Source organism: Vibrio rumoiensis 1S-45, assembly GCF_000286955.2.
Classification (GTDB): domain Bacteria; phylum Pseudomonadota; class Gammaproteobacteria; order Enterobacterales; family Vibrionaceae; genus Vibrio; species Vibrio rumoiensis_A.
On sequence record NZ_AJYK02000099.1, the window covers coordinates 1 to 14,490 of the forward strand.

The 14,490-nt window shown below is 40.5% G+C and carries 9 protein-coding genes; 3 read left to right on the forward strand and 6 right to left on the reverse strand.

Features of this window, described 5'->3' with window-relative positions:
- Positions 1–123 precede the first annotated feature (123 nt).
- From A1QC_RS13655 to A1QC_RS13675, 5 genes are all read right to left on the reverse strand, one after another.
- The gene (locus A1QC_RS13655; RefSeq protein WP_017024957.1) at positions 124–678 is read right to left on the reverse strand and encodes a hypothetical protein; all 555 of its coding nucleotides are present in this window, start codon (positions 676–678) and stop codon (positions 124–126) included.
- 62 nt (positions 679–740) lie between these two features.
- Positions 741–2,015: a restriction endonuclease subunit S gene (locus A1QC_RS13660; protein WP_017024958.1), complete on the reverse strand. Its 1,275-nt coding sequence runs from the start codon at positions 2,013–2,015 to the stop codon at positions 741–743.
- Positions 2,012–3,520 carry an N-6 DNA methylase gene (locus A1QC_RS13665; RefSeq protein WP_017024959.1) on the reverse strand — a complete coding sequence of 503 codons (1,509 nt, stop codon included), beginning with the start codon at positions 3,518–3,520 and terminating at the stop codon, positions 2,012–2,014. Before A1QC_RS13665 ends, A1QC_RS13660 begins: the two co-directional genes overlap by 4 nt.
- Before the next feature lie 180 nt (positions 3,521–3,700).
- Positions 3,701–7,129 (reverse strand): type I restriction-modification system endonuclease, encoded by a 3,429-nt coding sequence (gene hsdR / locus A1QC_RS13670; RefSeq protein ID WP_017024960.1) that lies wholly within the window; start codon positions 7,127–7,129, stop codon positions 3,701–3,703.
- A gap of 400 nt (positions 7,130–7,529) precedes the next feature.
- The gene (locus tag A1QC_RS13675; RefSeq protein WP_017024961.1) at positions 7,530–9,539 is read right to left on the reverse strand and encodes a hypothetical protein; all 2,010 of its coding nucleotides are present in this window, start codon (positions 9,537–9,539) and stop codon (positions 7,530–7,532) included.
- Positions 9,540–9,678: 139 nt separating this feature from the next.
- On the opposite strand from A1QC_RS13675, the gene A1QC_RS13680 reads away from it, so the two are divergent.
- The 3 genes from A1QC_RS13680 (at position 9,679) to A1QC_RS13690 (ending at position 12,860) form a co-directional block, all read left to right on the forward strand.
- Complete coding sequence (locus A1QC_RS13680) at positions 9,679–10,539, forward strand: WYL domain-containing protein (protein ID WP_017024962.1); 861 nt, start codon at positions 9,679–9,681, stop codon at positions 10,537–10,539.
- Positions 10,540–10,819: 280 nt separating this feature from the next.
- A complete protein-coding gene (gene ylqF, locus A1QC_RS13685; RefSeq protein ID WP_017024963.1) occupies positions 10,820–11,770 on the forward strand; it encodes a ribosome biogenesis GTPase YlqF in 951 nt (316 codons plus the stop codon).
- 289 nt (positions 11,771–12,059) lie between these two features.
- Positions 12,060–12,860: an SDR family NAD(P)-dependent oxidoreductase gene (locus A1QC_RS13690; protein ID WP_017024964.1), complete on the forward strand. Its 801-nt coding sequence runs from the start codon at positions 12,060–12,062 to the stop codon at positions 12,858–12,860.
- Between the two features lie 86 nt (positions 12,861–12,946).
- On the opposite strand, the gene A1QC_RS13695 is transcribed toward A1QC_RS13690, so the two are convergent.
- The gene (locus A1QC_RS13695; protein ID WP_017024965.1) at positions 12,947–13,942 is read right to left on the reverse strand and encodes a CobW family GTP-binding protein; all 996 of its coding nucleotides are present in this window, start codon (positions 13,940–13,942) and stop codon (positions 12,947–12,949) included.
- Positions 13,943–14,490 lie beyond the last annotated feature (548 nt).

Sequence of the window (14,490 nt, forward strand, 5' to 3'; positions counted from 1 at the left end):
TTTACCTGATGTACTGTATATGATGCTTTTTTATTTTTTAACTTTCTTTTTACTACATATAAGGATACAGCAGCTTCTTTCCAATGTTCTTTCTTTAATTCTTTTAACATTTTATTTTTCATATTAAACCTTAGGATTCCTTTCTGTAATGATGAAAAGCCTCTCAGATAGCTCAATCATCCGGCATTGCTCATTGACCATTAATCGTGGTGACTTAACTAAACAAAAGTCTTGATATTGCTTATTATTTCGTTGATAAGTAACCTCATATAAATTATAACCCACTATAGCTAATATAGGATTAATGAAGATATTATGCGTCTTAAGTGTTAATACAAACATCATTAACATAAAAAATAAAAAACTTAACAGTAAATTAGTGTTATCTAAGTCCATTACAAAGAAGGATATCATGTAAGGAATGCTGTAATTCACCAGCTCACCAGAACGATTAGATATATCAATCACATTTACGGGAGGGCTTGAAGTTTTGATACAATTAACGGCGACAATCACAACAACACAACTTAATACCGCAAAGCCAAGTAAACTAAAAACTATAAGAGCATGCTCAAACTTCCATGTATCAAAGTTAAAATCCTGTATCGCCAATATTATCGCTAATGGTGAATAAGCACTTAAAAATATAAAAATAGAAGAAATAAGTCTTAATTTCATAATGAGAACTCACAACTTATAAGTGACGTTTAATTTTAAATCGCTCATAACGCCCCTTCCACTTAGCTCACCACTTGCTCAATGTCGCAGTCATCCGCTGTAACCAATTCACCACGAAAGGCTTTAGCAAGGATAGATTGAGTGAGTTTATCTAAACGGGCTTTCGCGGCTTGGTATTGTTTTTCGACGGTGTTGGCGTGTTCGAATAATTCAATAACCTTATTAGAGATTTCAACCTGTTCTTCTTTTGAAGGCAGAGTTATTGGGAACTTTCTCAAATTAGTCAGCGATACTGTTTTTTGAGCTGTTCCAGTTGCAATTTTCGAAGCATGTTTATAAATCTTTGGTGATTCAAGAAAAAGTTTTAGAAAATAGGGTTCTATGACTTTATCAATAGGTTTAATAATGGCTATATGTCTTTGAAAACAAAAATTATCACATGTATTTACTATCAATGGGATTCCAAATGAACCTGTCACAGTATATAAGATATCTCCCAGTTCTGGCTTTCGTATACTTTTCAAGGAATCATAATAATTCTGAGGAACCCAGCGGCTCACTGTACCAAAATTAATGTAGCCTCTACTAACATTTGAAATAACTAAAAAAGGTATACCTTTTTCCACTTTTGGTGGTGCTTGATGATCTCCATCAGATATACTTCTACAAACGTCTTTAAGTTCTATTTTCTGCCAACATTCAATTGCTACACCATTCTCCTCCCGCCACTCTTTCGTCAATTCACCAGAGGTTGCAGCGGCCAGCACTGATTGGCGGAAGCGTTTTAACAGCGTGGGGATTTTGTCAAGGCGAGCTTGGGCGGCATCGACTTTGGCGAGTACCGAATCGAGTTTATCGGCAATGCGTTTTTGTTGTGATTTAGATGCTAAAGGCAAAGTCAAATCAGCTAATTTTTTAGCATTTACATTTTGTACTGCAACACCAGCAGCCTTCTCAGTAATTTGCTCCCAATACTCTCTCGAATTTAAAAAGTGAGATAAATACTTTGGTTCAATATTTCCATTTGGCTCAAAGCGAATTAAATATGATGCAAAAACTGTATTAGCAGGAGGATTTTTAATTAAGGAGTGGAACCCAACCGAACCTGCACGCGAGATTACAATGTCATTATTTTTCAATTGATACTTTGAAATAATAACAGGGTTTTCAACACAGTAAGGAACACTCTCCCAATTCACCTTTCCTGATGTTAAATCGGTTGTACGAAGATAGCGTACATTTCCTACTGCACTACTTTTTGTTGTATATCCATATTGAGGTTTAGAAGTTACATCTCCCAATCGAACGGTTTTCCACCCTTTCGGCAATGCGCTCATAACACCACCTCTTCATCGCCTTCCGATGCACCTAATTCGACCAGAATGGATTTTAAATCAGTGATGGCTCCTGCCAGCTCTTCAATTGCTTCATTAATTAAAACATCTGGCTCTGGCAAGTTGGCGGCATCTTCAATACTGTCATCACGGATCCACGCCAGATCAAGCGAGTCTTCTTTAGCGGCAATCTCTTCACGGCTAAAGCAACGTAAACGACAGGTATCAACATCACCAACTTCACTACCGTTTTTGTGGTTGTCGATAAAGGATTGGCGCTTAGCTTCGTCAACTTGCGTTAAGTCACTGCCGACCGCTTGATAAAACTCATTAAAATGCGCTTTGGTTAATACGGTGCGTTTGCCAAATTGCGGCATGTTGGCACGCATGTCATACACCCAGACGTTTTTGGTGTTGCCTTTGTCTTTGTTGATGTTGCTTGGCTTATCAAAAAACAGCACATTGGTCTTCACCCCAGCGGCGTAGAAAATGCCGGTCGGCAAACGCAAAATGGTGTGCAAGTTGCATTTTTCCATTAAATCGTTGCGGATTTTACGTCCGGTTGAGCCTTCAAATAATACGTTATCTGGCAATACCACCGCCGCGCGACCACCGGGTTTTAGCATGCTGTGATACATGGCATGCAAAAAGGCCAATTGTTTGTTTGAGGTGTAATGCACTAAGTCATCACGCGTCGGCACGCCCCCACCTTGCTTGGTACCAAACGGCGGGTTAGCAAGAATTAAGCTGGCTTTAGGAAGTTGTTTACCTTCGTTGGAAAGCGTATCTCCGTAGAGCACGCCTGCATTATTATCATCGACCGCCAAATCGTGCAGCATCAGGTTCATCATCGCAAGGCGACGCGTATCAGGTACCAGTTCCATACCAAAGAAGGTTTTGTGTTGGTATTTGGAATATGCGGTATCAATCAGAGCACTAACATCGTGATGTTTTTCAATATAGTGATGCGCCGCAATTAAGAAGCCGCCCGTGCCTGCGGTTGGGTCGACAATCACATCATCGAGTGAAGGTTTCATCAATTCCACCATGGCTTCAATCAACACACGCGGCGTGAAGTATTGCCCTGCGCCGGATTTTTTCTCACTGGCGTTAATTTCTAATAACCCTTCGTACATATCGCCTAAGCCTTCTTGCTTAGCCGAGTACCAATCTAGGTTATCAATTTCGGTGACTAGTTTATTAAGCGTGGCGGGTTTACGAATACAGGTGGAAGCATCAGCAAAAATGGCTTTGGTGATCAGCGAGCCATGAGAGCCTAAGTGAATAAGCAGTTTTTTGTATTCTTCTAAACGCGTGGCGGCGTTAAAGCTTTCGATATCTGACCAGCGATACCCTTCTGGGATCAGCTCTTCTTGGCCGGTTTCTTCCACCATTTTTAGGAAGATCAAATAGGTTAATTCGTTTAAATACTCGTGGTATGTCACGCCATCATCACGCAATAAATTACATAAATTCCATAGTTTGTTGATCAGATGTTGGGTGGTCATAATATTTACCTAGTTGGTGATGTTTCACAGGGCGAATATACTCTTCGTTCTTGGAGTACATATAGCCCTGTGATTGAGAAAAAAGAAAACGGATTATATACCCTTCTCACTTTCATGTATTGAGAAATACAGGCCATGTGTTAGGAAATACAAGCGCTAATTCATGTATTTGTATATGGATTAGGCACTTTGATTTTTTGTCCATAATGCGCGGTTAAATTCGGCTAGCACATCCGTCACGGGTTGATCGAATAATTTGTTAGCACGGCTAATACCACCAAGCCTTTGTTTAAAAATACCTTCATTCAAGTTTGATTCATCGACAATGATGTTGGCTTTCATCTGTTTGGCAATGGTGTTCAACCACTCTTTTTGCGGCGTTTTCCACGGCTGGCGAGCGAGGATGTTTTCTAGAGCTTTATCGACGCGCTGCTCATAAGGCATTAACGCTTCACCTAATGCAGCTTGGCGAATAAAACCAATGATTCGAGCTGCGATTTCTTCGTTTTTCACTTCTTTCCACGCCACTTTTAAATCTTCTTCACGAAACTCGTTTTTTTCCAATTCCAACGCGAGAGTTTTAAGATCTTCTCGGGTTAATTCCCAAGGGCGTTGGATCACGGTTTGAATACCGATCATACGGTTGCTATTGGCATTAATATAATCTTTAAATGCCGTGAGGTAATCTTCTGGCTTGGCTGATTTTCCATAACCTGTGGTGATTTCAACAAAGTCATCGTCATGCTCTGAAATTACAACCGTTTTCGCTCCACGGCCACCTTGCACTTTCATATCTAATAATTCACCTAAACCTGGATGTTCAGTAAACCATTGTGCGACGGTTTCAGGCTTCATTTGTTTGAGCTGTTTAGCAAAACCCTCTGGTGGCTGGCCTGTTATACGCTCAAATTCATCTTCTTGTACTGGAGATAAATGCCTTTTCTTACTTTGCAATTTGGCGATAAATTGCTCTTTTGCCAGCGTTTGCAACTTAAGATCATCATTGGTTGTGATTTCTTGTTCAAGCTCGGTGAAAGTAATATTCACGTTGGTGACGACCGGCTTCATGCTGCTGACTTTTTCGAGCTGTTTGTAGATGTCAACCGCATCAAAAATACGAAAACGTTCTTTGCCAATATCATCACAACGACGTGTCGCACGGCCTAGCATTTGTTCAAACAGGATTCGGCTATTCACTCGACGTAAAAACACCAAGTTACAAATCGCAGGCACATCGATACCTGTGGTGAGCAAATCGACGGTTACGGCAATGTTTGGCAAGCGATCGTTTTTATAGCTAAGAATTTTTTCTAACGGTTTATCAGACGCACCGGTGATTTTTTGAATTGCGTCATCTTCAATTTCACCATGATAGGCTTCACACGCCTCTTTGAGCGCTTCGACCACTTCATCGGCGTGTTTGTCGGTGACACAAAAGATTAACGATTTTTCTTGTGAGTATGGGTTTAATGAATCGGACTCAATCAGCCATTTACACACGGTTTTGGTGAATGCAGGTGCAACCACTTTGCGGTTAAACTCTGAGACATCAAAATTCAATTCATCCGGCGTGTTAATTAAATCAATTTGCTGTGTTTGAGGATCGTAGACTTGTACCTCATCGTTAATTTGATAATTAATGCCTTCGGTGTTGAGTTTGGTATGAATACGAACAGGCGGTAAATGATCCACTAGGTAACCATCTAATACCGCTTCGGTATAGCTATAAGTAAATACCGGATCACCAAAAATTTCTTTGGTATGCAAGGCTGGCGTTGCCGTTAAACCGACTTTAAAAGCATCGAAGTATTCAATCACTGCACGATATTTAGAGACATAATCATCTTGATCGCGAAACTGCACTTCGGTATCACTCAATTCTCGGTCTAATAAATAACCACGGTGACATTCATCCACCACTATGCAGTCGTACTGACCGACGCCCGGCTTAACGCCATTTTCAGATGGATACATGATACGTTTCACCAAGCCTTGAACAGTGGCGATATGCACTTTGGTGTCTTCTTCTGGGTACGGTGTGGTTTGCTTTTTCTTCGGATCAATGCCTAATACTTCAAAGGTGTCGGCGAAGGTATTGAGGTTTTCCATTCGCACTTCATCAAAATCTGTGGTGGCTTGTGCGCCCAAAGCACTTCGGTCGACCAAAAACAAAATGCGGCGAAAACGCTGTGCTTTTAGTAAGCGATACACAAGCGCAATACAGGTTTTGGTTTTACCGGTTCCGGTAGCCATGGCGACCATCGCGGTACTTTTGCCTTGCTTGATCGCTTGTTCAATGTTCAAAATGGCGGTTTTCTGATAATCACGCAGCTTTAGCTCGTAGTCAAAGCCCATGTCATCAAGTTCAGCATTGGCCTTTTGTGGCGTTTGGCGTAAATAACTTTTGATTTCTTCTGGCGTGTACCAACCTTTTAAGGCTTTGCGGCGGTTGGTGCTTTCGCGTACATCTAAAAACCAAATACCACTTTCTTGCTCAAACTGCTTTAAATAGGCTCGGCCGTTAGTCGCAAAAGTCAACGGTGCTCGATATTCGCCATATTGTGTGACTTCAACATTTTCTGGTAATTGGTGAATACCACGCGCATAACGTTTAGCTTGATCAATCGCCCCATAGACATTTTTAGCGTTTCGCTTAGCTTCGATGGTGGCAACCAGTGTCATTCCCATAAATAGCGCATAATCAGCGGGACCAGATTCCGTCGGCCATTCCGCTATTGCTTGGTTTAGGTTGGGTTGTGGTCTTGTGCCTTTGGAATAACGTCGGTTTGGTGTATCCGCTTTCCAGCCTGCATCATTAAGTTGCTGATCAATAATCGCGCGCGTTTCCTGCTCATCCATTTCAAAATAGGACTTTTCAATACGCTGGATTTCGGCGGCTTGCTGTTCTTTTGGTTGTGCTTGGAATTGAGCAAAATACTGAATATTCGCTTCATCCATTTTGGCGCGATAAGTAATTAATGTTTGCTCTTGTTCTTCTGCAATGTCTTTCCAAACCGCTTGATCTTGAGCCATTTTATCAGCACGAGCTTGCTCTGCTTGTGCTTTTTCTGCTTCGATTTTGCTCAGTTCTTCTGCGGTTTTCAGTCGGTCTTGTGCCCTTTGAGACTCTACTGCCAGCTGCGCGTATTTCTCTTCAAGTTCACGGACATATTCAGAAGGGTCTTGAGGTTTAATAAATTTTTCGATTGTAAACCCTTTGGCTTTTTCACCACCAAAGGTAATGTGAAACCAACTGGCCAGCGCATGCCCAATAATAAGGGCTTGCAGCGCATCGCGGTGGCTATTGCTGGTAAACGTATGAGTGGCGGTGTTACCTAGCTTACGAATGGTGTGAAAGGCTTCTCTTACGTTTTCATCTAAACGGAGGGTGTAATCTAAATCTTTAAGTAAATCGATTTGTTTTACATCTCGGCCAAATTCAACACCGACTCTCGCGGCAATCGTTTGAGCTAACGCCTCACCAAGCTGACGAATTTTAATTAGTGCGGTATTTGGATCGGGAGAAAAATTGCGCTCAGCGCTTTCGGCAAGTTGAAACAAGCATTCATGATGATGCTTTAAAAACTCAAAGTTACTCCGATTCACCATGCCATTTCCTTTCTGATATAAGATCCAATACGTCTTTTTTATAATTTTACCAGAATAATGCAATCCCCCAATTCGAACAAGGAGATAAGTAAGTATTTGATAGATAGATCAATACAAAAATGCATGATAAATAAAGAATTTATCGGTAACTTTATTCTGCTTGGTCTTCACTGTATTTCTCTATATGAAGATTTAAAAAGTGCATACCTGCAGAGCTAATAACGTAATGCTTATCTCCACACAAATAGATGAAATTTCTATCCGCAAGGTATGATAATGCTTTATCCCAACTTTCGATATTAACGGCCTGACGAATGTCATTGTATAAAGGCTGTTCGATCCTTGCTGTCTCGGTTTCCCAAATGCTAAGCGATGGAACTACCCATTTGGAAATGTAAGGCTATACATGTTGCTCTGACAGGTATTTCCTTAATTCAGCCGCTTTCTCTTCAGAAACTGGTTGACCAAAGAGAAACCCACCTTTTTCAAGCCAATCCCAAAACACCAGTAACTTACCCAATCTAATGTTATCAACCCTAACGTAAGACATTTCAAAAACAGCTGAGTAGAACTCATTTACCTGGGTGGCCAGCCTACCTACAAAGTTATTCAATACGCCTTCAACCCAATCTTGTTCATGTCCTTGAAGTTCTGATGGCTCCTCAATACATAAAAGGTCTCCCGCTCGAAGAAAAGTATCAAGACAGTTATGTTCCGGATCCCAGCTCCCCATTAACACCTTCCAATTTTTATTTAAAAATTGCACTTTAGTTCTGTGTTTTATCTCATCTAGTTTATTTTTTAACTCTTGAGTCTCTTGAGGTGATTTGTTTACAGAATATGCTGAGAGCTGATTCGACATCTCGATACCCAACGGACTATGAACTTCGAACAGTTGCATTCGCTTTTCAAGTGGGTAGCTGAGAAGATCATTAGTGATGCTCCATATGGCCACTGGTTTAGGAAGATCTTTGGCAAGTGATGTTGTTTGAGCACCAATTTTTTCTAAAAGAATGTTCAAATAACGCCGCCAGATGGGAGAAGACAAATCGCTAGATATGACATTCCAATAATCGCTCATAACATCTGCTAGGTGGTATCTGATATCCGTTAACTCTTGAACTGTTACATCTTGATTAAGCACTCTTCGGACGTAAACTATTTGATGGTACAATCCTCTAAGCTCCTTGGCATGGTCTATACGCTCTGCTTTCCTTTGTCGCTCTTCAAGCCTAGTGCGTGCTTGGGCAATTGCTTGACGAGCTAATTCAAATAGGGAGTTCCGTTCATCATACTCCTGTAATACATAATCAAAGCATTCATTTATCTCATCTGATAAATGCGCAAGTGCTAACGAAGAAAGCTCCCCCTTCTCTCCACGAGAATCAATCTGATCAATCAATTGATAGATTCGTTTGACTGACTGTCGAGACTCTCGTTGAGCCTTTTCCTGTATAGCAGCTGACAGTTCTTGTTGCTTTCCATGTAAAGCAGCTTTTGTATTGATTGCGTATGGTAGTCTTTCTGGAGATAACATTAGGTCACTCAATACCACCATTTGACACCCATAACTCATCTCTAAGAAAAGCTCTGTTGATTGAAAATCAAACTCGGGGAAGTGTGCTTCGAAGTAGAACTCTCCGCTCTCTTGGCTTTTAACTAACGCTTCTTGTGAGAAAACAAAGGCATTACATTGTATGTCTTTTACTTTGCGCTCAAACTCCACAAAACTTTCAGGGTGAGCCTCTAAGGCGATACCGTACATGATGTAATAGAAAATAGAATCGCTTCGACCTTCACTAAACAACCAAATCAGGTTGATCTCTTCCTCTAAGAAGAACTGCTCGCGAGCATGGATTATTTCAGGATCCAACCAACCTTGAATCAACTCTATCGCGAATCGATTACCATTGGTGTCTTCAAAGTAAATATCAGGCTTGCGCCATTTTTTAGAAGTACCTTTTTCTGCAAAGACAAATTTTTCTACTTGGACTGAATCACGCTTTATCTGATCTGATTCCCTCAATGTACCGGCAATAAAGTGCTTTGTGCGAAAGTGCCATTGAGTTTCATGCATTTCAGCTTCAGTGAATGCAAAATCACCATGGTAATCACTGTGAAATGGACAATCGACCTCATCCAACTCCGGAATATGCTTGTGATAGAAAGCTGCTCTACTAGTCGCACTTCGTGCTCGATACCTTATAGGGAGACCGCAATAACCACATTGAATAAAGTCTTCACCTTCCGCGCTATGAACTACAATTTTCTTCTTTATAGATGCTGTACGAGCTTCATCAGGTGTTGAACCATAAAGCCCCAGATATTCACTAGCTAATATTGGACCTTCGATGCCTTTAATCGCAAGTTCCCATAAACCATTTTTGTTATCACTGTTAATGTAATTCATAGAGGCCACCCGCAAGTGCGTTACGCTGTTCTGGTTACTTTCTTGACGATCTTCAGTCCCAACAATAATATGACCACATCAGCGACAGGTAAATACTGAATACATACACACGTCGCAAAACTGGACAGGAAATGATCACATGAAGAAGTGGCCAATACGCTGGGATTTATTATTTCGTTATCGCTTAATTGAAATTATTGCCTTGTGGGAAGGCAGGCTGACAACCAATCATTTGATTCAAAGCTTTGGTATTGGGCGTCAGCAGGCGTCGAAAGATATCAACTCTTATTTGGCTGAAATTGCACCAGGTAATCTCATCTATGACAAGTATCTAAAAGGCTATAAGCCTAGTGAAAACTTCTCACCCAAGCTCACCACCGGACACGCCGAAGAGTACCTTCATATATTGGCTCGTAGCGAGGATATGATTTCAACGTTTAATTCACTTGAAATGGGTTTTGACCACACTAAAACCGTCCGCTCTGTTGCCCGTAACATTTCTCCAGAAGCATTGCGTCCATTAATACAGGCGATAAAAGAACAAAAACGTGTCGATATTTGCTACACACCCATTAAAGACGGCATTGAAGTAGAAAGAATAATTTCACCGCACACTCTAGTTTGCACGCCTTTAAGATGGCATGTTCGCGCTTACTGCGAACACTCCAAAGGCTATCGAGATTTTGTATTAAGCCGAATTAGTGGTGTGCCAGATCTAAATGATAAGGCCCAATATACTAAGGCAGATGATGACCTATGGAATACCGACGTAGATATTGAGCTTGTTCCAGACTCAAGATTCGATGATAAGCAAAAGGCCGTGATTGAACATGATTTTGATATGGCAGATGGCGTATTGAAAATCTCAACGAACCCAACATTAATTCAATATGTTCTCGATACATACAATATTAATGTTCATTCACAAAGAGGAACCGCTCAAGGTCAACAGATTGTGTTAAATAACTACCACGAATTAAAACAATACCTAGAATTTTAATTCACATTAACCTAGTAAATTTCCACGTCTGAGGGTCAGCATTGACAAATACTTCGATATTTTACAATTTTATCATAGCAAAGCATGTAAAGGGTTTTACTATCTATGAGCCACTTGGTATCAAAATGCAGGATCTCAATTAATCTACCTCCCCCCTTACTTGAATGTTACAATCTCCCTAATTACGTAATTTTAGCTATTGGGTTTTATTGGCTATTTGGTAGCGTTTTCGTACCTCTTTTAAACCCACAGCGTGAACATCCAATTTAAAGGCGATTCAATGTCAACAATCAACAACGCAATCCAGTGGTTTCCGGGGCATATGCACAAGGCTCGTAAAGAGATCGAAGAAGTTATTCCTAAAATTGATGTCATCATTGAAGTCTTGGATGCTCGTATTCCTTTTTCTAGCGAGAACCCACTTATTTCACAACTTCGCGGTGATAAGCCTTGTGTGAAAGTACTGAATAAACGCGATTTATCTGATCCAGAACTGACTCAAATGTGGATCGAGCACTTTGAAAAAGAGCAAGGTGTAAAAGCGATGGCGATCACCACTGAGAATCCTCAGGAGGTGTTCAAAATCATGGAGTTGTGTCGCAAACTGGCTCCGCATCGTGAAGCTATTGGTAAAGATATTCGCACCATGATCATGGGGATCCCGAATGTAGGAAAATCGACCATTATCAATACCCTAGCAGGCCGAATGATCGCCCAAACCGGTAACCAACCTGCGGTGACGCGTCGTCAGCAGCGTATCAATTTACAAAATGGCATTGTGCTTTCGGATACTCCAGGAATTCTGTGGCCAAAAGTAGAAAATCCGCATAGTGGTTTTCGCCTTGCAGCAACTGGCGCGGTAAAAGATACGGCGATGGAGTACGATGAAGTGGCTTTTTATACGGTTGAGTACCTTGCGAAGCAATATCCAAATTTATTGAAAGAACGCTACAACATTGACGAACTGCCAGAAACTGAAATTGAGCTAATGGAAGAAATTGGCCGTAAACGTGGGGCTCTGCGCGCGGGTGGCCGCATTGATTTACACAAAGCCTCTGAAATTCTTCTACATGAATTAAGAAGCGGTACTTTAGGTAAAGTAACTCTTGAACTACCAGAGATGATCACTCAAGAGTTAATTGATGTAGAAATTGAAGCTGAGCGTAAAAAAGAAGCTCAAATTAAGAAAAAAGAAGAACGTCGTAAGCGTTATTTACGTAACAAGCGTTAATTTTCACTAAAACACGATCTTACTGGATGGGCGGCAGGTTCTCTGTCGCTTTTTCATTTAATCAAAAATAAATAGATAGATAAAAATGAACACTGATGCCCCATCAGATTCAGTTGGCTGAATACTGTCCGCACAGCCTCATTTATCACTATTTTTATTGAGTTGCTTAACAGTTTTACGACTATAAATGAGCTTTGCATTGCTTGTTATTTTTCTTTAGTGATATAAAACTCAGTAATAAATTTTAAACGTACGTTTAAACTCATAATACACATCAAAAGGTGACATGATGGCTTCTCCAAATACTATTTTTATTACCGGTGGCGGCAGCGGAATGGGTTTAACATTAGCGTTGCGTTACTTAGGGCAAGGCAAAAATATCGCAGTGTTTGATTTGCGCTTTTCAGATGAAGTAAAAGCAAAACTCGAACAAGCTTGTCCAGCAACTCAAAAATTATCATTTCATACTGCAAATGTGTGCGACGGTGAACAACTTACTGAAGAAGTGAATCAAGCTGTCAATGCTATTGGAAAACCACAGCTTATTATTCATTGTGCAGGCATCTTGTTAGCTGGTTTAGTGAGCGAACAATCACAACAAGAATTTGAGAAAGTCGTATCCATCAATCTATTTGGCACACGTAATATGGTTGCCGCTTGTTTACCACACTTAGAAACTGATGGTCATATTGCGATGATTTCATCGATGGCTGGCGTAACAGGTAACTACACTTATTCTGCTTACTGCGCTTCTAAATTTGGCGTTATGGGATTGGCTAAAGTGCTTCGAATGGAACTTAAACCGAAAGGGATTAAGGTTTCTGTTATTTGCCCTCCTGAAGTCTCGACACCGATGGTCACTGAAGAGCACAAATCAATCAACCCAATTACATTAGAGCTCAAATTAGTGGCTGGTGTACTCACGGTTGATGAGGCCGTGAATGCTATTATGGCAGGTATTGAAGCGAAAAAGCCGATCATCGTCCCTGGCGCTAAAGCGAAGCTGATTTATTTTTTAAACCGATACATGCCTGATTTCATTCTTAATTCAGTTGTCGATAAGGTGATTAAAAAAGGCTTAGCTAAGTAATATCAGATTCAGGTAATTGGACTGTAAAAAGGTACCTAATGAAGATCATAGGTACCTTTATCTTTCTAAGAGAGTGAATTCTCCGATCACGGCAAGATTAATGACAACAAGACATCTTCAAGCTGTTGCCAAGGCATCAGTTGGCTATCAATCACTTCAATCCTTGATTCATACCCTTCTAGCGTCATTTGATTTACCGATACCACACCATTAGACACATTAAACGCATAGCATCCTTGATCGGTGCTCATTACGGCTTTAACACGTTCAGCCGTCAATGCTGATAACATTGAAAACAACTGGTCAAAATTAAACGTAAGCTCTGCACCAAACAGCCAACCACAACTGAAATACCCTTGTCCTTTATTTTCTTTACGGACATATTTTTGCCCAGGCTCTAAACCAAAGCTAGGATCTAAATGGTCATGTGAGTGCCCTGAATGCCCCGATGTCGGTAACGGCTCTATTATCCTGTCATGATCTAATAAGGATAAATCAAGCTCACCCTGTGACGTTGTCACCAAGTGTAGTTGTTCAATATTATGATTATGTTTATTTTTAAAACCGTCAAACCAAAGGATTAGGTTATCTAAGTCTTGCTCTGTCGATTGATCAGATTTATTCGCAACAATGATTTGAGCTGAATCTAGCTGATCATTAAAATTTTGGTTACTGGTGTATTTTTCATTTGAAACATGACGAGGGTCAACTAAGGCAATTGTGGCTTTGAGATCCACATAAGGGCTAAATTGTTCTGATAACAACTTAGAAGTCACTTCTTTAGGATGCCCTAACCCTGTGGGTTCAATCAATAAGCGATCAGGCTTTGTTCTCAACAAAGCATTAATACCGACTGACATAGGCACACCTGCAGTGCAACACATACATCCACCGGGGATTTCTTTGATCATGGCACCTTGTTCTGTCAACAATGCGCCATCAATGCCGATTTCACCAAACTCATTAACTAATACGGCCCACTTTTCATTCGCGGGTTTATGTTTCAATAAATGCAAGATGGTGGTGGTTTTACCCGCTCCTAGAAAGCCAGTAATAATATTCGTTGCAACTCGCTGTGTCATAAGTACTCCTTGGCAGAGCCCGCAGTATATACCTAAGTGACTTCAAGGTGCAGTTTTACGCATGAATAAAAGATCATTTTATAGAAAGTAAACCACTCACAACCGCATGATGATCAATGACTGATTTATGTTCACTTGGCGGTCTTTGTGAATCACTTCCTTTATAAATGCAAAAAGCGCACCAATTGCAGTGCGCTTTTCCCCTCGTAACTCAATCGTGAGTATGCGAATCAATTGGATATTGTAATCCGTTGATCATGGTCGAGGATTTTCAATTTTTAAACGTTACTTTCCAAATTGTAATGTCGCACTTTGAAAACACGTAATGCGGGATTCGGTGCACTACGCCAACAGAAGATCTTTTCCTCCATGTGAAATTTGAACTCTTCTGCTTGTTAAAAGCATGGCACAAAAACCATGAAACTCAAGGTCAGCATTAAATAATTCAACCCTTTTCTTCTGTATTTCTAATTTATTTTATAATTGATGAGGTTACTTGAACTTACCATGATCTAGGTAAAATAACTTTTCGTAACAATTTGATGTAA

Bases quoted from the DNA above. Each gene is read 5' to 3' on its own strand.
- A1QC_RS13675 (WP_017024961.1), bottom strand. From the start codon at position 9,539: ATGAATTACATTAACAGTGATAACAAAAATGGTTTATGGGAACTTGCG.
- A1QC_RS13660 (WP_017024958.1), bottom strand. From the start codon at position 2,015: ATGAGCGCATTGCCGAAAGGGTGGAAAACCGTTCGATTGGGAGATGTA.
- hsdR (WP_017024960.1), bottom strand. From the start codon at position 7,129: ATGGTGAATCGGAGTAACTTTGAGTTTTTAAAGCATCATCATGAATGC.
- A1QC_RS13655 (WP_017024957.1), bottom strand. From the start codon at position 678: ATGAAATTAAGACTTATTTCTTCTATTTTTATATTTTTAAGTGCTTAT.
- A1QC_RS13695 (WP_017024965.1), bottom strand. From the start codon at position 13,942: ATGACACAGCGAGTTGCAACGAATATTATTACTGGCTTTCTAGGAGCG.
- ylqF (WP_017024963.1), top strand. From the start codon at position 10,820: ATGTCAACAATCAACAACGCAATCCAGTGGTTTCCGGGGCATATGCAC.
- A1QC_RS13665 (WP_017024959.1), bottom strand. From the start codon at position 3,520: ATGACCACCCAACATCTGATCAACAAACTATGGAATTTATGTAATTTA.
- A1QC_RS13680 (WP_017024962.1), top strand. From the start codon at position 9,679: ATGAAGAAGTGGCCAATACGCTGGGATTTATTATTTCGTTATCGCTTA.
- A1QC_RS13690 (WP_017024964.1), top strand. From the start codon at position 12,060: ATGGCTTCTCCAAATACTATTTTTATTACCGGTGGCGGCAGCGGAATG.